This is a genomic window from Citrobacter sp. Ce006, assembly GCF_030336535.1.
Classification (GTDB): Bacteria; Pseudomonadota; Gammaproteobacteria; order Enterobacterales; family Enterobacteriaceae; genus Citrobacter; species Citrobacter europaeus.
In genome coordinates this window covers 438,726-458,427 of record NZ_JAOWDO010000073.1, presented here as the reverse complement: position 1 = coordinate 458,427, position 19,702 = coordinate 438,726, and the positions used below count along the sequence as shown (strand labels likewise).

Below are 19,702 nucleotides of genomic sequence, written 5' to 3'. Positions count from 1 at the left end.
TTAACGTACCTTCAGCGTTGCCAGGCCAATCAGCACCAGCATCAGCGAAATAATCCAGAAGCGCACAATTACGCGCGGTTCCGGCCAGCCTTTCAGTTCATAGTGATGGTGAATCGGCGCCATACGGAAGATGCGCTGTCCGCGCAGCTTAAAGGAACCAACCTGCAGAATGACTGACAGGGTTTCTACGACAAATACGCCGCCCATGATCACCAGCAGGAATTCCTGACGCAGCAGCACGGCAATAATGCCCAGCGCGCCGCCCAGCGCCAGCGATCCGACGTCGCCCATAAAGACCTGCGCCGGATAGGTGTTAAACCACAGGAAGCCTAAGCCCGCGCCGACAATCGCCGTACAGACGATCACCAGTTCGCCGGCATGACGTAAATATGGAATGTGCAGATAGTTGGCGAAGTTCATGTTACCGGTCGCCCAGGCCACCAGCGCAAAACCCGCGGCCACAAACACGGTCGGCATAATCGCCAGACCATCAAGGCCGTCGGTGAGGTTAACCGCGTTACCAGTCCCCACAATCACAAAGTACGCCAGCAGGACGTAGAACAGTCCCAGTTGCGGCATCACGTCTTTAAAGAATGGCACCACCAGCTCGGTGGCGGGGGTATCTTTACCGGCCAGATACAGCGCAAAAGCCACGCCCAGCGCAATCACCGACATCCAGAAGTATTTCCAGCGCGCGATCAGGCCTTTGGTGTCTTTGCGTACCACTTTACGGTAGTCATCGACAAAACCGATAATGCCGTAACCGACCAATACCACCAGCACACACCATACATATGGATTCGACGGGTATGCCCACAGCAGTACGGAGATAACAATCGCGGTGAGGATCATAATCCCGCCCATGGTCGGCGTACCGCGTTTACTGAAGTGTGATTCCGGACCGTCGTTACGTACGACCTGTCCAAAGGACATTTTTTGCAAGCGGGCGATCATGCGCGGGCCCATCCACAAAGAGATGAACAGCGCGGTCAGCAGGCTGACGATGGCGCGAAACGTCAGATAGGAAAAGACGTTAAAGCCGGAATAATATTTGACCAAATGTTCGGCCAGCCAAACTAACATGTTCCATTCTCCTGTAATGCGCGTACTACCTCTTCCATGGCGGCACTACGTGAACCCTTCACTAAAATCGTCATGATCTGATGTTCTGCAATCAGCGCCTTAAGATGCGCGGTCAGCGCGGTTTTATCCGCAAAATGCTCACCAACGCCGCTGGCATGGCTAATTGCCTGACTCAGTTTCCCTGTACTCAGCACACGGTCGATACCTGCAGCCTTTGCAGCCTCACCTACCTGTACGTGGCAGGCTTCGCTTTCCGCGCCAAGCTCTGCCATATCGCCAACCACCAGCACGCGGTAGCCGGGCATTTCGGACAGCACCTGTACCGCTGCGGTCATTGAGCCGACGTTAGCGTTGTAGGAGTCGTCCAGCAGCAGCTGATTTTCTGCCAGTTGAACCGGGAACAGACGCCCCGGCACCGCTTGCAGATCCTTCAGGCCCGCTTTGATCGCCTCTGGCGTCGCGCCTACCGCCATAGAGAGCGCAGCCGCCGCAAGGGCGTTAGCAATGTTGTGACGACCCGGCAGCGGCAGCAGAACATCAATGCTTCCGGTTGGCGTTTGCAGCGAAAACTCTGTGCCGTGTGAGGTCACATGAACGTTATCCGCCGAAAAGTCGCTGTTAGCCGCATTCGGCGAGAAGCGCCAGACTTTGCGATCGCCGATGATGCTTTGCCAGTTCAGCCAGTCGTTGTTGTCGGCATTCATAATGGCGATACCGTTCGCTGACAGGCCGGTAAAAATCTCACCTTTTGCCTTTGCAACACCGGCCAGAGAGCCGAAGCCTTCCAGATGCGCGGCGGCCAGGTTGTTCACCAGCGCCGCTTCCGGACGTGTCAGACCAACGGTCCAGGCGATTTCACCCTGATGATTGGCGCCGAGTTCAATTACGGCATAGTCGTAATCGTTGTTTAAGCGCAGCAGCGTCATCGGTACGCCGATGTCGTTGTTCAGGTTGCCCGCGGTATATAGGGTGTTGCCGCATTGACTCAGAATGGACGCCGTCATCTCTTTGACGGATGTTTTCCCGGAAGAGCCGGTCAGCGCAACAACGCGCGCCGGAACCTGGGCGCGAACCCACGCGGCCAGTTCACCAAACGCCAGACGCGTATCTTTAACAATCAGCTGCGGCAGATCGGTGTCCAACGGACGGCTGACCAGCAGCGCACCCGCCCCGCTCTCTTGCGCTTTGTCGGCAAAATCGTGGGCGTCAAAGCGTTCGCCTTTCAGCGCCACAAACAGGCAGCCCGGCGTCACTTTACGCGTATCGGTTGTCACCGCATCAAGGGTCAGATCGGCCCCTTTTAATTCGCCACGGAGGATCTCCGCCAGTTGGCTGAGCGTTACGCTAATCATGCGATTACCCCCAGCAGACGCGCTGCCGTGACGCGGTCAGAATAGTCGAGGCGCTGTGAACCAACGATCTGGTAGTCTTCATGACCTTTACCGGCCACCAGCACCACGTCATTTTCTTTCGCCTGCATAATGGCGTTTGTCACCGCTTCTGCGCGACCTTCCATTACCTTCGCCTGTCCGGCATCCAGCATCCCCGCCAGAATGTCGTTAATAATGGCGCGCGGCTCTTCAGTACGCGGGTTGTCATCGGTCACCACGACAACATCAGCAAACTCTTCAGCAATCGCGCCCATCAACGGGCGTTTACCTTTGTCGCGATCGCCGCCGCAACCAAAGACGCACCACAGTTTGCCAGCACAGTGCAGACGTGCCGCCTGCAGCGCTTTTTCCAGCGCATCTGGCGTATGGGCATAATCAACCACAACGGTGGTTTTACCCGGCGCGCTGAACACTTCCATACGCCCGCAAACCGGCTGCAATTGTGTCGCCGTTTTCAGTAAATCAGCTAACGGATATCCCAGCGCCAGCAGCGTCGCCAGCGCCAACAGCAGATTGCTGACGTTAAACGCGCCCATCAGGTGGCTTTCAATTTCGCCGTCACCCCATGAGGAGGTAAAACGAATCGTTGCCCCGCTGTCGTGATAATTCACGTCAACCGCTTTTAACCAACGACCGTGACAGTTCGGATTGATGTGGTCTTCCATCGAAACGGCAACCGCATCCGGGAGTTTGGCCAGCCAGCGACGACCGACTTCATCATCCGCGTTGACGATGGCCTGACCGCATTGGTGCGTGGAATACAGCAGCCATTTCGCGGCTTCGTAATGTTCCATATCGCCGTGGTAGTCAAGATGATCACGGCTTAAGTTAGTAAATACTGATGCGGCAAACTTCAGCGCCGCCACGCGATGCTGAACCAGACCGTGTGAAGACACTTCCATCGCGCCAACCGTTGCGCCCTGCGCAACCAGCCCCGCCAGCACATGCTGGACATCAACGGCTGAGCCGGTAGTATTTTCCGTCGGGATCACTTTGCCCAGCAGGCCATTGCCTACTGTTCCCATTACCGCGCTGGTTTCGCCAAGCAGTTGGCTCCACTGCGCCAGCAATTGGGTAGTGGTGGTTTTACCGTTGGTCCCGGTCACGCCGACCAGACGCATTTTTTCAGAAGGCTCGTGGTAAAAACGGCCTGCCAGTGCAGATAAACGTTCGTTAAGCTGGCTGAGATAGATAACCGGCACGCCGTGCATTTCACGGATTTCACCGTCAGTAGCTTCATCTTTTGCTTCTGCAATAATGGCAGCCACACCTTGCGCTATCGCCTGCGGGATATACCGACGCCCGTCCGCCTGATGACCCAATACTGCGACAAAGAGATCGCCCGATGCAGCCACACGGCTGTCAAGCGTCATCTCCCGCAGTGCTCGCTCCGGTGCACCCGGCACCCATGGAGCAAGAAGGTCGCGCAAATTACGATCTGCCACCTGTTGCCTCGCCTTGATTATTCACAAATTCATTTTTATCGCCCGTTGTCAGCGCATCCGGCTCGATGTTCATGGTGCGCAGTACGCCGCCCATGATGGCACCAAAGACCGGCGCGGAAACGGCGCCACCGTAGTATTTACCCGCCTGCGGATCGTTGATAACAACAACCAGCGCGAAGCGCGGCTGACTCGCAGGCGCAACGCCTGCGGTATAAGCAATGTATTTGTTGATGTAGCGGCCATCCGGGCCTACTTTTTTCGCCGTACCGGTTTTAATGGCGATACGATAGCCTTTAATCGCCGCCTTCACGCCGCCGCCGCCGGGCAGCGCCACGCTTTCCATCATGTGCACCACGGTACGCACGGTTGATTCCGGGAAGATACGCTCGCCAGGAACCGGAGGGTCAACTTTGGTGATCGACAGCGGACGATATACGCCATAGCTGCCGATCGTTGCATAGACTCGCGCTAACTGTAACGGCGTTACCATTAGCCCATAGCCGAAAGAGAAGGTGGCCCTCTCTATGTCAGACCACCGTTGTTTTTGAGGATATAAGCCACTGCGTTCTCCGACCAACCCCAAATTGGTCGCTTTTCCCAGCCCAAAACGTGAGTAAGTGTCTACTAACGCTGAGGACGGCATCGCTAACGCCAGCTTGGAAACACCGACGTTACTCGACTTCTGCAAAACCCCGGTGAGGGTCAATTCGCTATAACGCGCCACGTCTTTGATTTCGTGACCATTAATTCGGTAAGGGATGGTGTTAAGTACGGTATTTTCACGTACCACGCCACGCTGCAGCGCCGTCATCACCACCATCGGTTTGACGGTAGAACCCGGCTCAAACACGTCGGTAATGGTACGGTTACGCATCGCATCTTTCGGCGTACCGGTGAGATTATTCGGGTTGTAAGACGGACTGTTGGCCATTGCCAGCACTTCACCGGTGTTCACATCCACCAGTACCGCACTGCCTGACTCCGCCTTGTTAAACGCCACCGCGTTATTCAGTTCACGGTAAACCAGCGCCTGTAAACGCTCATCAATGCTTAGCGCAAGGTTATGCGCCGCCTGACTGTCGGTAGAGGAAATATCCTCAATGACGCGGCCATAACGGTCTTTACGTACAATACGTTCGCCCGGTTGCCCGGTGAGCCACTTGTCGAAGCTCTTCTCAACGCCTTCAATCCCCTGACTGTCGACGTTAGTAAAGCCGATGAGGTGAGCGGTCACTTCTCCGGAAGGATAGTAACGGCGGGATTCTTCGCGCAGATGAATACCTGGCAGCTTCAGTTTCTTGATGTAGTCAGCCATATCAGGGTTTACCTGACGCGCCAGATAGATAAAGCGCCCTTTCGGGTTGGCGTTAATGCGGGAAGCCAGTTGATCGAGCGGGAGGTTCAGGGCAGTCGACAACGCCCGCCAGCGTTCACCAACGCTCACGCCGCCTGCATCATGCACCTCTTTCGGGTCGGCCCAAATCGCCTTAACCGGAACGCTCACCGCCAGCGGACGACCCGAGCGGTCGGTAATCATCCCGCGTGACGTAGACACTTCCTGGACGCGCAGAGAACGCATGTCGCCCTGACGCACCAACATGTCCGGCGCGATGATTTGCAGCCAGGCAACGCGCCCGAGCAGAAAACCCAGTGCCAGCAAAATACAGCCGCACAGTAACGCAAAACGCCAACTGATAAAGTTGGCTTGTTCTTCCTGGCGTTTTGGTTTGTGCGTTTTTGCCGCTGCTTTCATGCGTCGCGTTTATCCTTATTTTTGTACTACGATATTTTCTTGTGAGGGATCAACATGCTGCATTTGCAGCTTTTCCGTTGCGATCCGTTCAACACGGCTATGGTCGCCGAGCGCGTTCTCCTCAAGGATCAAGTTACGCCATTCGATATCCAGCGCATCTCGCTCCAGAACCAGCTGCTCACGCTGCGCGGTCAGTAACCGCGTATGGTGTGCTGTTGTCACGACGGTAACCGCCGTCAAAATAATGCAAATGAACAGGCAGAGTGGCAGCTTCCCATACCGCAAAAGATCGTCACCGATCACGCCAGGCAAGGCATGGCGCTCGTTGCTTCCTATCGATCCTTTAACTTTGCTGAGGGCTTCTGTCACTCTGCTGATCATGCGTTCGTCCTCTCTGCAATACGCAGAACTGAACTACGGGCACGAGGATTTTCAGCTACCTCTTCTTCACCCGGCATCATCTTGCCTAGTGCTCTTAACTCACGGCCGCCCAGTTTTTTGATCTGCGCTTCGGTCATCGGTATTCCAGCCGGAACCTGAGGACCACGACTTTGTTCGCGCATAAAGCGTTTCACAATGCGATCTTCAAGCGAATGGAAACTGATTATCGAAAGGCGACCACCTGGTGCCAGCACGCTGAGCGAGCTTTTTAGCGCCTGCTCTATCTCCTCCAGTTCACTGTTCACCCAAATGCGCACCGCCTGGAAGGTACGGGTCGCGGGATGTTTGAATTTGTCTTTCACCGGCATTGCCGCCGCAATCACCTCTGCCAGCTCTTTAGTGCGGGTCATTGGTTCGATGCGGTTGCGCTCCACGATGGCGCGAGCAATGCGTTTGCCGAAGCGCTCTTCGCCAAAGGTTTTGATCACCCAGGCAATGTCTGCTTCATCGGCGGTTTGCAGCCATTCGGCCGCTGACTGACCGCGTGTCGGGTCCATTCGCATATCTAACGGACCGTCACGCATAAATGAGAATCCGCGCTCAGCATCGTCAAGCTGCGGAGAAGAAACCCCAAGATCGAGAAGAATCCCGTCGATCTTACCGGTCAGTCCGCGCTCGGCGACGTAGTCAGCCAGCGCAGAAAAAGGTCCATGGACGATGGAAAAACGGGGATCGGTAATCGTCTGTGCAACGGCAATAGCCTGCGGATCGCGATCGATGGCCAGTAAACGTCCCTCTTCGCCAAGCTGGGAGAGGATCAGACGTGAGTGACCACCGCGACCAAATGTCCCGTCAATGTAGATGCCGTCTGGACGAATATTCAGGCCGTTTACGGCTTCATCCAGCAACACCGTTGTATGTTTATAATTTTCCATCATTTTATAGAGACAAATCCTGCAATCGTTCCGACAGCGCGCCGGTAACAGACTGCTCAGCGTCGATATCTTCCTTGACCTGTTGATACCAGGTCGTTTCATCCCACAGCTCAAACTTATTGAACTGCCCAACCAGCATCACTTCTTTCGTTAACCCTGCGTGTTGCCGCAGAATGGGCGCTATCAATAAGCGACCAGCGCTATCCATCTGACATTCGCTGGCATGACCCAACAACAGGCGCTGTACGCGACGCTCAACTGGATTCATGCTAGACAGACGCGATAACTTCTGTTCGATGATTTCCCATTCAGGCAGGGGATACAGCAGCAGGCACGGGTGATGGATGTCAATGGTGCAAACCATTTGACCGGTAGCGCTCTCGAGCAGTTGATCCCGATAACGGGTAGGCACGGATAAGCGCCCTTTACTGTCGAGATTAACTAACGTTGCTCCCCGGAACATGCCAGCCTCACCCCCGATTACCACTTTATCCCACAAATTCCCACTTAAAGGAGTTTACGGAGCGGAGGAAAACCTTGTCAAGCAAGTCACGGCGCTTAGCGGAGCAAAAAACACATTGTTTACGGCTAATATCAGCGTTGAACAAATTCCGTACAGCAAACGAAGCAAATTAACGTCATGAATATTTGTAAGAAAAAAATCCAACAACTCATGATTGTTTAAAACAACTGAATATCATCAAAAGAAAATATAAAGTGTCAGTTTGCGACGCGAGCGGCATTTTAGGACAATATGCAGCGAGATAACAGTACCAGTTAATCAGTCTGTACGCCGCACAGGAGCGAGGTGAAGGTGAGATTGCCACAACGCAGCAGCAAAGTGTTTGTTAATTCGGCAAATCCCTACAAGCATGTAACAAAATAATACAACCGTAACGCGTCGTTACTTCTCAATAACCCCAAAATGGAGAGTTGCATTTTTAATTCGGCATAATTTAAGAATCAATTTCAGATAATTCTAAAGAATATTCTTAATTATAATGCGGTTATTTCTGAGAATGGAATAATTGATGACGTCAGAGGCTTATCCCGCCGACATCATCAATTGAGGCTCTTAGTTACGGCTAAGTATACCGCGACGGTACAGATTACGCCGTATACGCGTTAATCCTGGTTTTGGTTTTCGCGGCTCATCCAGGCTTGCCAGCACAATCTCCAGCACGCGCTCAGCAACATCGCGATGACGCTGCGCTACCGCCAGTACCGGGCACTGCAGGAAGTCGAGCAGTTCGTGGTCGCCAAACGTCGCAATCGCCAAATCAGACGGTAACTGCCCGTCGCGACGCAGGGTCACATCCATCACTCCCTGCAGCAGAGCAAACGACGTGGTAAACAGCGCCTGAGGCATTGGATGCGTTTCCAGCCATTTATCAAACAACTGCGCGGCCGCTTCACGTTCATAGCTGTTGGCATAGAGGAAATGCACTTCACGCGGATCGTCTTTCCATGCGGTACGGAAACCCTGTTCGCGCAAGAAACTGACGGATAATTCAGGGAGCGCCCCCAGATAGAGCACGGTTTCAGCAGGGAATTTACGTAACTCCTCCGCCAGCATTTGGGCATCATCCTGGTCTGCGCCCACCACGCTGGTGAAATGTTCGCGATCCAGCGCGCGGTCCAGCGCCACAATCGGGAATGAACTGTTCGCCCAGCGCTGATAGAACGGGTGTTCAGGCGGCAAGGAGGTCGACACAATAATGGCATCAACCTGGCGTTGTAAAAGATGCTCAATACAACGCATTTCGTTATCCGGCTGATCTTCAGAGCAGGCAATCAACAGTTGATACCCGCGCTGACGCGCCTGGCGCTCCAGATAGTTTGCGATCCGAGTATAGCTCGTGTTCTCGAGATCCGGGATCACAAGCCCAATAGAACGTGTGCGTCCAGCACGTAGCCCGGCCGCCACGGCGTTCGGGTGGTAATTATGCTCACGCACCACCGCCATGACTTTTTCGACCGTTTTGTCGCTTACGCGATATTGCTTTGCTTTGCCGTTAATAACGTAGCTTGCAGTCGTTCGCGAAACGCCGGCCAACCGAGCGATTTCATCCAGTTTCACAATTGCCCCTTGCGTAAAATGTACAAACCATAACCTTTTAGATGGCATGGGTTAAACTTCTTAACATCTAAGCGCAGAATAATGACTGCGGCAACCGCTTTTGTCTCTGGTTACTGCTGATTTCGCAAAAAAAAGCAACCGATAGCCAATGCTTCTCGCCCAGGCCGGATAAGCATTAGCACCATCCGGCAAGGTATTATTGCCTGATGCCGACGCTAGCGCGCCTCATCAGGCCTACGTTATCCCTGCACGTTAGCGCATAATTTTATCGCCGCGAGAAAGTCCCACCACGCCGGAACGGGCAACCTCCACAATTTTGGCGACTTCACGCAGGGTTGCCAGAAACGCATCCAGCTTATCGCTGGTGCCCGCCAGTTGTACGGTGTAGATCGACGGCGTAACGTCGATGATTTGCCCGCGGAAAATCTCCGTGTTACGTTTCACCTCTTCCCGGCCATAACCGCTGGCCTGGATTTTCACCAGCATGATTTCTCGTTCAACGTGCGCGCCCTGCCCCAGTTCGCTGACGCGCAGAACATCCACCAGCTTGTGAAGCTGCTTTTCGATCTGCTCCAGGACTTTCTCATCCCCAACCGTCTGAATCGTCATCCGCGATAAGGTCGGATCGTCAGTCGGCGCGACGGTCAGGCTTTCAATGTTGTATCCACGCTGGGCGAAGAGGCCAATCACACGCGACAATGCACCCGACTCGTTTTCCAGCAATACTGATAATATCCGGCGCATAATCAGGTCCTCTCCGTTTTGCTTAACCACATTTCATCCATCCCGCCCCCACGAATCTGCATCGGGTAGACATGCTCACTGCCATCGACGGTGACATCGACAAACACCAGACGATGGTTACGCACATGTTCCAGCGCTTCGCCTAGCTTGTTCTCCAGTTCATCTGGATGATTAATCTGGATACCAATATGCCCATAAGCCTCGGCAAGGCGTACAAAATCGGGCAGCGACTGCATGTAAGACTGGGAGTGGCGCCCGGAGTAGATCATGTCCTGCCATTGTTTGACCATGCCGAGATAGCGGTTGTTAAGGTTGAGCACCAGCACCGGCAGTTCATATTGCAGCGCCGTCGACAGCTCCTGGATATTCATCTGAATGCTGCCATCTCCGGTCACGCACACCACCGTTTCATCGGGCAGCGCCATTTTCACCCCCAACGCCGCGGGTAAACCGAATCCCATGGTGCCGAGGCCGCCTGAGTTAATCCAGCGGCGTGGTTTATCGAACGGATAGTAAAGTGCGGCAAACATCTGATGCTGACCAACATCAGAGGTCACATATGCCTCCCCTTTCGTCAGACGCCAGATGGTTTCTATTACCGCCTGTGGTTTAATACTTTCGCTTTGCGTGTCGTATTTCAGGCACTGACGGGCGCGCCATTGTTCAATCTGTTGCCACCAGTCACGGTTATCATCCAGCGGCTGCTGTGATTTTTCCTGCTCCAGCAACTCAAGCATCTGATCCAGCACCAGGCGAGCATCGCCCACAATCGGAATATCCGCCGTGACGGTTTTTGAAATGGAGGTCGGATCGATGTCGATATGCAGTACGGTCGCATTCGGGCAATATTTGGCCAGGTTATTGGTCGTTCGATCGTCGAAGCGAACGCCGACGGCAAAGATCACATCGGAATGATGCATGGTCATATTGGCTTCGTAAGTACCGTGCATGCCCAACATACCCAGCGCCTGGCGATGCGTGGCCGGAAACGCGCCTAACCCCATCAGCGAGGAAACAACCGGCAGATTCAGTGCTTCGGCAATCTGCCCCAGCTGTTGGTGGCAGGCGGCATTCACCGCGCCACCGCCCACATAGACCACCGGTTTCTTCGCCGCTACCAGCGTTTGCAGAGCACGTTTTATCTGACCTTTATGTCCGGTCGTTGTCGGATTATATGAACGCATACTTACAGACTCCGGCCAGCTGTAAGGCAGTTTTTTCGCCGGATTCAGAATATCTTTCGGCAAATCCACTACCACCGGTCCCGGACGACCGCTTGCCGCCAGCCAGAAGGCTTTTTTCAGCACCTGCGGGATGTCTTCCGTTTGTTTAACCAGGAAGCTGTGTTTTACCACCGGGCGGGATATGCCCACCATGTCGCACTCCTGAAAGGCATCGTAGCCAATCAGGGAGGTGGCAACCTGTCCGGAGAGGATCACCAGTGGAATGGAATCCATATATGCCGTTGCAATCCCGGTGATTGCATTGGTTGCCCCCGGTCCGGAAGTGACCAAAACAACGCCGACTTCCCCCGTGGCGCGCGCCAGGCCATCAGCCATATGTACCGCGGCCTGTTCATGACGGACCAGCACATGATCAACACCGCCGACCGTATGTAGCGCATCATAAATATCGAGGACGGCCCCCCCGGGATAACCGAATACCTGCTTCACACCCTGATCGATGAGCGATCGGACGACCATCTCGGCTCCAGACAACATCTCCATGGCTTGCCTCACTCTTATAATGAATTACGGTTTAACAACACATTAACCGCTGACGATGACGCATGGCAATTGACTCCGAAGGGGTGGCACTGGAGTAAATTAGAATAAAACGGAGGAAAGAATCGAATAAATGGAGAATTAAACCATCATAAGCAATTGATATGATAAATAATCGCTTAAAAAGGGAGACTTACAGCAATTACTCTATTTTTTTACAGGTCAGGGTATATATAAAAAGTAGAGTTCAGCATAAAATTTCAGACATAAAGAAAAAAGCAGAATAAACCAGATGTATCCCCCGATTTATTCTGCCAACTGCTACTGCTTGCAGACGGAGACCAACAGCTCTTCCATCCATTGATGTCCTTTATCGCGACCCGCAGCCTCATGCCATGAAAGATAACATGTGCGGCTATTCAATTTTAAAGGTAAAGGCAATATTTGCAGTTCTAAAGAATCGGCGAACTCTTCTGCCAACCAACGCGGCGCAATAGAAACCAGATGCGTTTGCGACACAATATTAAGCACGCTAATTAATGCCATTCCCTGATAAGCCACGCAGGATTGTTTATCCGGTGTGTCATACCACGGCTGGCTGAATGATGCGAAGCGATCGAGGGAAACCACGGCATGCTGTTCATTATAGAGATCGCTTTCCAGCAATGGGCCACTAATACGCGGATGCTTTTTACTCGCCACTAACACCATTTCGTCATTGAATAATGGAATACTGGAGAATTCTGGACGACGGAACTCTTCATAGCTAATAACAAACTCAGTTTCCTGATAACGTAATTGATGCTCAGTATTTTGATTGAGTGAAGATTTAAAAACGACATTAATATTCGGTGCGACTTGCTCAACTCGATTATAAATCAATGAAGTAAGAATATTATCCAACGGGCTACATACACAGAGATTGAAAACACGCTCACTGCTGGCAGGTTCAAAGCCGGAACCAGGCAGTTCATTCTGCACTAATTGCAATGCCTGGCGAACAGAGCCAAACAACTGAAAAGCTCTTGCTGTAGGCTGTATCCCGCGTCCATATCGAACAAAAAGCTCATCGTTAAACATGACCTTCAGGCGCGCGACCGCATTACTGACAGCGGGTTGCGACATCCCCAACGTATGCGCGGCACGGGTAATATTTTGTTCCTGCATCACCGCATCGAAAACGGTTAATAGATTGAGATCAACCATACGAAGCTGTGGCTTACCCATCTCTATAAGATTCGTTTTATCTATTATTTTTACTTCTGGCATATTTAACTCCACTGTCACTCTAAACTCCCTTTTCCCAGACGGAGTGAAGAAATAATCTCCGTTAATATGATTTACCATGCATATAAAATGAGAAAAAGAAAAAACATTAAAATTAGGAAAACATAAAGGCACAAACCTAAATGAACAAAAGACCAATGCGAGCGCAGTGTGGCAGAGGTCACTGCACGATGATTCATATGTTTAAATTTCAAAAACAATATAACCATAAGCACGACGAATACACAATCATACGTACCGTGAATATGTATTTAAGTTTTAATTAAATGTTTATATTATTAATACATTAAAAGTTAACATTAATTTATCAATTATGTGGCGTCAGGCTGGCTTAACACATTCAGAGTTGCTATAAGAACAGGCAAATCATAAAGATATAAAATCTCAATAGAGTAGTTTTCTTCGATTCATCGTTACAATAAATGCAAATAAATATGCTCAAATATGTCAAACCATGAAAAGTATGTTCAGCCATCAGCGGATTAATTTTATATACCCCGAAAAATTCAGCACAATTCGCTTAAGTTTTGCAGAAATTTCATCCCTTAATCAGAGCCTTCCCGAGGGATGGGGTTGACATCAGTCTTCATATCCAGTACCACTAAAAGCATATCGCATTCGCCTGGAGCTTGATTGATGACTTACATTGCTCGTTTCAACGGTCTACTACTACTAAACGCACCTTCGTTGCGCGGTAGACTGGTGGACGACATTCAGCATTAAGTCAGCTCCAGTTAAGACAAAAAACCCGCGCCGTTGCGCGGGTTTTTTTATGCTCGAAGCAAGGCGCCCTAAAGACCAAGGACCTAAACCATGAGCCAGCAAGTCATTATTTTCGATACCACCTTACGCGACGGTGAACAGGCGTTACAGGCGAGCCTGAGTGTGAAAGAAAAACTGCAGATTGCGCTGGCCCTCGAACGAATGGGCGTTGACGTGATGGAAGTCGGTTTCCCGGTCTCTTCACCGGGTGACTTTGAGTCCGTACAAACCATCGCTCGTCAGGTTAAGAACAGCCGCGTTTGTGCCTTAGCACGCTGCGTAGAAAAAGATATCGACGTTGCCGCAGAATCTCTGAAAGTCGCCGAGGCTTTTCGCATTCATACGTTTATCGCCACTTCGCCGATGCATATCGCGACGAAATTACGCAGCACGTTGGATGAAGTAATCGAGCGCGCTGTCTACATGGTTAAGCGTGCGCGTAATTATACGGATGACGTGGAGTTCTCATGCGAAGATGCTGGTCGAACCCCTATCGCCGACCTGGCCCGCGTGGTTGAAGCGGCGATTAATGCGGGTGCCAAAACCATTAATATCCCCGATACCGTTGGCTACACTATGCCTTTCGAATTTGGGGCAATCATTTCTGGTCTGTATGAACGCGTACCGAATATCGATAAAGCCATCATCTCCGTACATACCCATGATGACTTAGGCCTGGGCGTCGGCAACGCGCTGGCAGCCGTCCACGCCGGTGCTCGCCAGGTGGAAGGTGCGATGAACGGCATCGGCGAACGCGCCGGTAACTGCTCACTGGAAGAAGTGATCATGGCGATCAAAGTGCGCAAAGATATCCTGAACGTACAGACTCGTATTAATCACCAGGAAATCTGGCGCACCAGCCAGTTAGTCAGCCAAATCTGCAACATGCCTATTCCGGCCAACAAAGCCATTGTCGGTAGTGGGGCGTTTGCCCACTCCTCCGGCATCCATCAGGACGGCGTGCTGAAAAATCGTGAAAACTACGAAATCATGACGCCTGAATCCATCGGCCTGAACCAGGTGCAGCTGAACCTGACTTCCCGTTCCGGACGCGCCGCGGTGAAACACCGTATGGACGAGATGGGATATAAAGAGAATGAATACAGCCTGGACAACCTGTACGACGCGTTCCTGAAGCTGGCGGATAAAAAAGGTCAGGTATTTGATTACGACCTGGAAGCACTGGCCTTTATTAATAAACAGCAGGAAGAGCCGGAGCATTTCCGTCTGGATTACTTCAGCGTACAGTCCGGCTCAAATGACATTGCCACCGCCTCCGTCAAGCTGGCCTGCGGTGAAGAAGTCAAAGCCGAAGCGGCGAACGGTAACGGTCCGGTCGATGCCATTTATCAGGCCATCAACCGTGTGACTGAATACAACATCGAACTGGTGAAATACAGCCTGACCGCCAAAGGGCACGGTAAAGATGCGCTGGGTCAGGTAGATATCGTGGCCAACTATAACGGTCGTCGTTTCCACGGCGTCGGTCTGGCTACGGATATCGTCGAATCTTCTGCTAAAGCGATGGTTCATGTGCTGAATAACATCTGGCGCGCCGAAGAAGTCGAAAAAGAATTGCAACGCAAAGCTCAGAACAACGAGAACAACAAGGAAACCGTGTGATGTCGAAGAATTATCATATTGCTGTTTTGCCGGGTGACGGTATTGGCCCGGAAGTGATGGCGCAAGCCCTGAAGGTACTGGACGCAATCCGCAACCGTTTTAACATGCGTATTACCACCAGCCACTACGACGTGGGTGGTGCCGCTATTGATAACCACGGTCAGCCGCTCCCGCCTGCAACGGTTGAAGGCTGTGAGCAAGCTGACGCCATTCTGTTTGGCTCCGTTGGCGGCCCGAAATGGGAAAATCTGCCGCCAAACCAGCAGCCTGAACGCGGCGCGCTGCTGCCATTACGTAAGCATTTCAAATTATTCAGCAACCTGCGCCCGGCTAAGCTGTACCAGGGTCTGGAAGCATTTTGCCCTCTGCGGGCAGATATCGCCGCGAACGGTTTCGACATCCTGTGCGTGCGCGAACTGACCGGCGGGATCTACTTCGGTCAGCCAAAAGGCCGCGAAGGCAGCGGTCAACATGAAAAAGCATTTGATACCGAGGTTTATCACCGTTTTGAGATCGAGCGTATTGCGCGTATCGCGTTTGAATCCGCTCGCCAGCGCCGCCGCAAAGTCACGTCGATTGATAAAGCCAACGTACTGCAAACATCGATTCTTTGGCGCCAAATCGTCAATGAAATTGCGAATGAATATCCAGACGTTGAACTGGCACATATGTACATCGACAACGCGACAATGCAGTTGATTAAAGATCCGTCCCAGTTCGACGTGCTGTTGTGCTCCAACCTCTTTGGCGACATCCTGTCTGACGAATGCGCCATGATCACCGGATCAATGGGTATGTTACCGTCCGCCAGCCTGAATGAGCAGGGCTTTGGTCTGTACGAACCCGCAGGCGGTTCCGCCCCGGATATCGCCGGGAAAAACATTGCCAACCCTATCGCCCAAATCCTGTCGCTGGCGCTGCTGTTGCGCTACAGCCTGGATGCCAATGATGCGGCCACCGCTATTGAGAGCGCCATCAATCGCGCATTAGAAGAAGGCATTCGCACCGGTGACTTAGCCCGTGGCGCTGCCGCAGTCGGTACTGATGAAATGGGTGACATCATTGCCCGTTACGTCGCAGAAGGGGTGTAATCATGGCTAAAACGTTATACGAAAAATTGTTTGATGCGCACGTTGTCTTTGAAGCGCAAAACGAAACACCACTGTTGTATATCGACAGGCATCTGGTGCATGAAGTGACCTCTCCGCAGGCGTTTGATGGCCTGCGTGCGCATGGACGTCAGGTGCGCCAGCCCGGTAAAACCTTCGCCACCATGGACCACAACGTCTCCACGCAGACCAAAGACATTAACGCCTCCGGCGAAATGGCGCGTATTCAGATGCAGGAATTGATCAAAAACTGCAATGAATTTGGCGTCGAACTGTATGACCTGAACCACCCGTATCAGGGTATCGTCCACGTGATGGGACCTGAGCAAGGCGTAACGTTGCCGGGTATGACCATCGTCTGCGGCGATTCCCACACCGCCACACACGGCGCATTTGGCGCACTGGCCTTTGGTATTGGCACCTCTGAGGTTGAACACGTTCTGGCAACGCAGACCCTGAAACAGGGGCGCGCCAAAACCATGAAGATTGAAGTCAACGGTCAAGCAGCACCTGGCATTACCGCTAAAGATATCGTACTGGCGATTATCGGTAAAACCGGTAGCGCAGGCGGTACCGGACACGTAGTTGAGTTTTGCGGCGAAGCCATCCGCGCGCTGAGCATGGAAGGCCGCATGACCCTGTGCAACATGGCCATTGAAATGGGCGCCAAAGCGGGTCTGGTCGCACCGGATGAAACGACCTTTAACTATGTGCAGGGTCGTTTACACGCACCGAAAGGCGAGGATTTCGCCCACGCGGTAGAGTACTGGAAAACGCTGAAAACCGACGACAACGCAACGTTTGATACCGTCGTTACTCTGCAGGCAGAAGAGATCGCGCCGCAGGTCACCTGGGGTACGAACCCGGGTCAGGTTATCTCGGTGAACGATAATATTCCCGATCCGGCTTCATTTGCCGATCCCGTTGAGCGCGCATCGGCTGAAAAAGCGCTGGCGTATATGGGGCTGAAACCGGGCATTCCGTTAACTGAAGTGGCTATCGATAAAGTGTTCATCGGTTCCTGCACCAACTCGCGTATTGAAGATTTACGTGCCGCGGCGGAAATCGCCAAAGGACGTAAAGTCGCGCCTGGCGTTCAGGCGCTGGTAGTGCCGGGCTCTGGTCCGGTGAAAGCGCAGGCGGAAGCGGAAGGTCTGGACAAGATCTTCATCGAAGCAGGATTTGAATGGCGTTTGCCTGGCTGTTCCATGTGCCTGGCCATGAACAATGACCGCCTGAACCCTGGCGAGCGTTGCGCATCCACCAGCAACCGTAACTTTGAAGGTCGTCAGGGCCGCGGTGGTCGTACGCACTTAGTCAGTCCGGCCATGGCTGCCGCTGCCGCCGTCACCGGTCATTTTGCCGACATTCGCAGCATCAAATAAGGAAACTACCATGGCAGAGAAATTTACCCAGCATACCGGCCTGGTTGTCCCACTGGATGCCGCCAACGTTGATACCGACGCAATTATTCCTAAACAGTTTTTGCAGAAGGTTACGCGCACCGGCTTTGGCGCTCATCTGTTTAACGACTGGCGTTTCCTGGACGAAAAGGGGCAACAGCCTAATCCAGAGTTTGTGCTGAACTTCCCGGAATATAAAGGCGCCTCAATTCTGCTGGCACGGGAAAACTTTGGCTGCGGTTCTTCACGCGAACATGCGCCATGGGCGCTGACCGATTACGGCTTTAAAGTGGTGATCGCGCCAAGCTTCGCCGACATCTTCTACGGCAACAGTTTCAATAACCAACTGTTGCCGGTGACCCTGAGCGACGCGCAGGTAGATGAATTGTTCGCGCTGGTATTAGCCAACCCGGGGATTAAATTTGAAGTGGATCTCCAGGCGCAGGTGGTGAAAGCAGGCGATAAGTCCTACAGCTTTAAAATCGACGACTTCCGCCGCCACTGCATGCTGAATGGTCTGGACAGCATCGGGCTGACGCTGCAGCATGAAGCGGCCATCACCGAGTATGAAGACAAGCAGCCAGCGTTTATGCGCTAGTCATTGCGACTGCCGGATGCGCTGCGCTTATCCGGCCTACAAACGCACTCCAACTGTAGGCCGGATAAGCGCAGCGCATCCGGCAACATGATTAGACGTCCTTCACCCGCCCGGTCATCACCAGCGTAACGACAGAAATTGCCGCAATCACCCAATAGACGGCAAAGTGGCCGTAGCTTTGCGCAACAGCTCCCTGAATCACTCCCGCCAGGATGACTCCCGTTGAAATACTGTTGGTAAATAGTGTGGTCGCTGACCCCGCTCGTCCGGGCATCAAATCCTGAAACCACAGCATGCCTATCCCGGCGATAATACCGATAAATACCGCGTTAAACAGTTGCAGCACCAGCAGCGCCGTACGGCTGTGAAAGAAGATTAAACCCAGATAAAACAGCACGCCCGCCGCAACTGCCGCGATCATCATTCGCCGTTTACCAAAGCGCTTCACGTAATAGCCCGCCAGAATCATCGCCGGAATTTCCAGCCCAGCCGCCGTTCCCATCAGGATCCCGGCCAGCTTGTCCGGCAAGCCCAGCTCAAGGCTTATCCACAGCGGCATATCGATGATGTACATGGTATTGCAGGTCCACATCAGCGTGGAGGCAATAAACAGCATGCGCACATTTTTGTCCTGCCAACCGCCAGTGTGTTCGAGCGGCACATCTACAGGCTGCTCCACCCGCGCGACGGACGGCAGTATCAGCGCAATCAGCACCAGGCTAATGGCAAAAATCCCTGCGGCAATGGAAAACATCGCCGTAAAGCCGTAATTCAGCGCCAGCATGAAGGCCAGCGGCGGTCCAATCACCCATGCCAGTGAAAGCTGCGCACGCATCACCGAGCTAAACATCACCACTTCACGCGCGGAGTTATCAGCATATTCTCGCGCCAGCGCAAACAGCTGCGGCATCGCGGTATTCGCCAGCGAGGCCAGCAGCACACCGCAGGTGATCAGCGTAAGATAGTGGCGATTAAACGCAAACAGCAGCGCGTTGCCAATTGCCATCAGGCAACAGAACATGATCAGCTTGCGCCGATCGCCCTGGCTGTCGGATCGTTTCGCGAGACCCAGGCTGACAACGATCCCGACAATCGCATTGACGGTGTAAAACAGCCCGACCCAAAATGGCTGCGCCCCGACTTCACGGCTCAGGAACAGGCTCAGCGTGGGGGCCTGTAATGCCCCCGCCACGCCCATCATAAAAGCGACCAGCATAAATGCCGCGTAAACGCCGTTGAGGCGCCGTCCCATGGTCATAATCCAGAGCATATCTTTCCTTTTAAGCGCAGCTGAAACGAAAAAAGCCAGCAGAAAAAATCTGCTGGCGGGTGATTTTACACCAATACTCAGTCACACATGATGTCTGCAATTCCCAATTCAGGA

The 19,702-nt window shown here is 52.8% G+C and carries 17 protein-coding genes; 5 read left to right on the top strand and 12 right to left on the bottom strand.

The window, feature by feature from the left end; translation table 11 throughout:
* The 11 genes from mraY to leuO form a co-directional block, all read right to left on the bottom strand.
* The gene (mraY, locus tag OGV94_RS20880) at window positions 1–1,083 is read right to left on the bottom strand and encodes a phospho-N-acetylmuramoyl-pentapeptide-transferase (protein ID WP_016151694.1); all 1,083 of its coding nucleotides are present in this window, start codon (window positions 1,081–1,083) and stop codon (window positions 1–3) included.
* Entirely contained in the window at window positions 1,077–2,435 is a 1,359-nt protein-coding gene (gene murF / locus OGV94_RS20875; RefSeq protein WP_047406203.1) for a UDP-N-acetylmuramoyl-tripeptide--D-alanyl-D-alanine ligase, read from the bottom strand. Before murF ends, mraY begins: the two co-directional genes overlap by 7 nt.
* Window positions 2,432–3,919, bottom strand: a complete 1,488-nt coding sequence (murE, locus tag OGV94_RS20870) for a UDP-N-acetylmuramoyl-L-alanyl-D-glutamate--2,6-diaminopimelate ligase (RefSeq protein ID WP_043018421.1) — start codon at window positions 3,917–3,919, stop codon at window positions 2,432–2,434. Before murE ends, murF begins: the two co-directional genes overlap by 4 nt.
* A complete protein-coding gene (ftsI, locus tag OGV94_RS20865; RefSeq protein WP_016151691.1) occupies window positions 3,906–5,672 on the bottom strand; it encodes a peptidoglycan glycosyltransferase FtsI in 1,767 nt (588 codons plus the stop codon). The genes murE and ftsI overlap by 14 nt, the downstream gene beginning before the upstream one ends.
* Window positions 5,673–5,687: 15 nt before the next feature.
* Window positions 5,688–6,053: a cell division protein FtsL gene (ftsL, locus tag OGV94_RS20860; protein ID WP_006686695.1), complete on the bottom strand. Its 366-nt coding sequence runs from the start codon at window positions 6,051–6,053 to the stop codon at window positions 5,688–5,690.
* Window positions 6,050–6,991, bottom strand: a complete 942-nt coding sequence (rsmH, locus tag OGV94_RS20855; protein ID WP_042312345.1) for a 16S rRNA (cytosine(1402)-N(4))-methyltransferase RsmH — start codon at window positions 6,989–6,991, stop codon at window positions 6,050–6,052. Before rsmH ends, ftsL begins: the two co-directional genes overlap by 4 nt.
* Before the next feature lies 1 nt (window position 6,992).
* A complete protein-coding gene (mraZ, locus tag OGV94_RS20850; protein ID WP_005124560.1) occupies window positions 6,993–7,451 on the bottom strand; it encodes a division/cell wall cluster transcriptional repressor MraZ in 459 nt (152 codons plus the stop codon).
* Window positions 7,452–8,063: 612 nt separating this feature from the next.
* Window positions 8,064–9,068 (bottom strand): catabolite repressor/activator, encoded by a 1,005-nt coding sequence (gene cra / locus OGV94_RS20845; protein ID WP_016151689.1) that lies wholly within the window; start codon window positions 9,066–9,068, stop codon window positions 8,064–8,066.
* A gap of 252 nt (window positions 9,069–9,320) precedes the next feature.
* Window positions 9,321–9,812, bottom strand: coding sequence for an acetolactate synthase small subunit (gene ilvN / locus OGV94_RS20840; protein WP_003829566.1), 492 nt, complete (start codon window positions 9,810–9,812; stop codon window positions 9,321–9,323).
* 2 nt (window positions 9,813–9,814) lie between these two features.
* A complete protein-coding gene (gene ilvI, locus OGV94_RS20835; RefSeq protein ID WP_087051009.1) occupies window positions 9,815–11,539 on the bottom strand; it encodes an acetolactate synthase 3 large subunit in 1,725 nt (574 codons plus the stop codon).
* A 318-nt stretch (window positions 11,540–11,857) separates the two neighbouring features.
* The gene (leuO, locus tag OGV94_RS20830) at window positions 11,858–12,805 is read right to left on the bottom strand and encodes a transcriptional regulator LeuO (protein WP_043018419.1); all 948 of its coding nucleotides are present in this window, start codon (window positions 12,803–12,805) and stop codon (window positions 11,858–11,860) included.
* A gap of 654 nt (window positions 12,806–13,459) precedes the next feature.
* On the opposite strand from leuO, the gene leuL reads away from it, so the two are divergent.
* The 5 genes from leuL to leuD all read left to right on the top strand — a co-directional run bounded on the left by leuL (window position 13,460) and on the right by leuD (window position 18,318).
* Window positions 13,460–13,546: a leu operon leader peptide gene (leuL, locus tag OGV94_RS25140; protein ID WP_100193950.1), complete on the top strand. Its 87-nt coding sequence runs from the start codon at window positions 13,460–13,462 to the stop codon at window positions 13,544–13,546.
* Window positions 13,547–13,636: 90 nt separating this feature from the next.
* Window positions 13,637–15,208: a 2-isopropylmalate synthase gene (leuA, locus tag OGV94_RS20825; protein ID WP_003829569.1), complete on the top strand. Its 1,572-nt coding sequence runs from the start codon at window positions 13,637–13,639 to the stop codon at window positions 15,206–15,208.
* Window positions 15,208–16,299, top strand: a complete 1,092-nt coding sequence (leuB, locus tag OGV94_RS20820) for a 3-isopropylmalate dehydrogenase (protein ID WP_016155686.1) — start codon at window positions 15,208–15,210, stop codon at window positions 16,297–16,299. Before leuA ends, leuB begins: the two co-directional genes overlap by 1 nt.
* A gap of 2 nt (window positions 16,300–16,301) precedes the next feature.
* Entirely contained in the window at window positions 16,302–17,702 is a 1,401-nt protein-coding gene (gene leuC, locus OGV94_RS20815) for a 3-isopropylmalate dehydratase large subunit (RefSeq protein ID WP_043018417.1), read from the top strand.
* Window positions 17,703–17,712: 10 nt separating this feature from the next.
* Window positions 17,713–18,318, top strand: coding sequence for a 3-isopropylmalate dehydratase small subunit (leuD, locus tag OGV94_RS20810; RefSeq protein ID WP_043018416.1), 606 nt, complete (start codon window positions 17,713–17,715; stop codon window positions 18,316–18,318).
* Window positions 18,319–18,409: 91 nt separating this feature from the next.
* Here the strand turns inward: leuD and OGV94_RS20805 are convergent, their stop codons facing one another.
* Window positions 18,410–19,588, bottom strand: coding sequence for a sugar efflux transporter (locus tag OGV94_RS20805; protein WP_043018415.1), 1,179 nt, complete (start codon window positions 19,586–19,588; stop codon window positions 18,410–18,412).
* Window positions 19,589–19,702 lie beyond the last annotated feature (114 nt).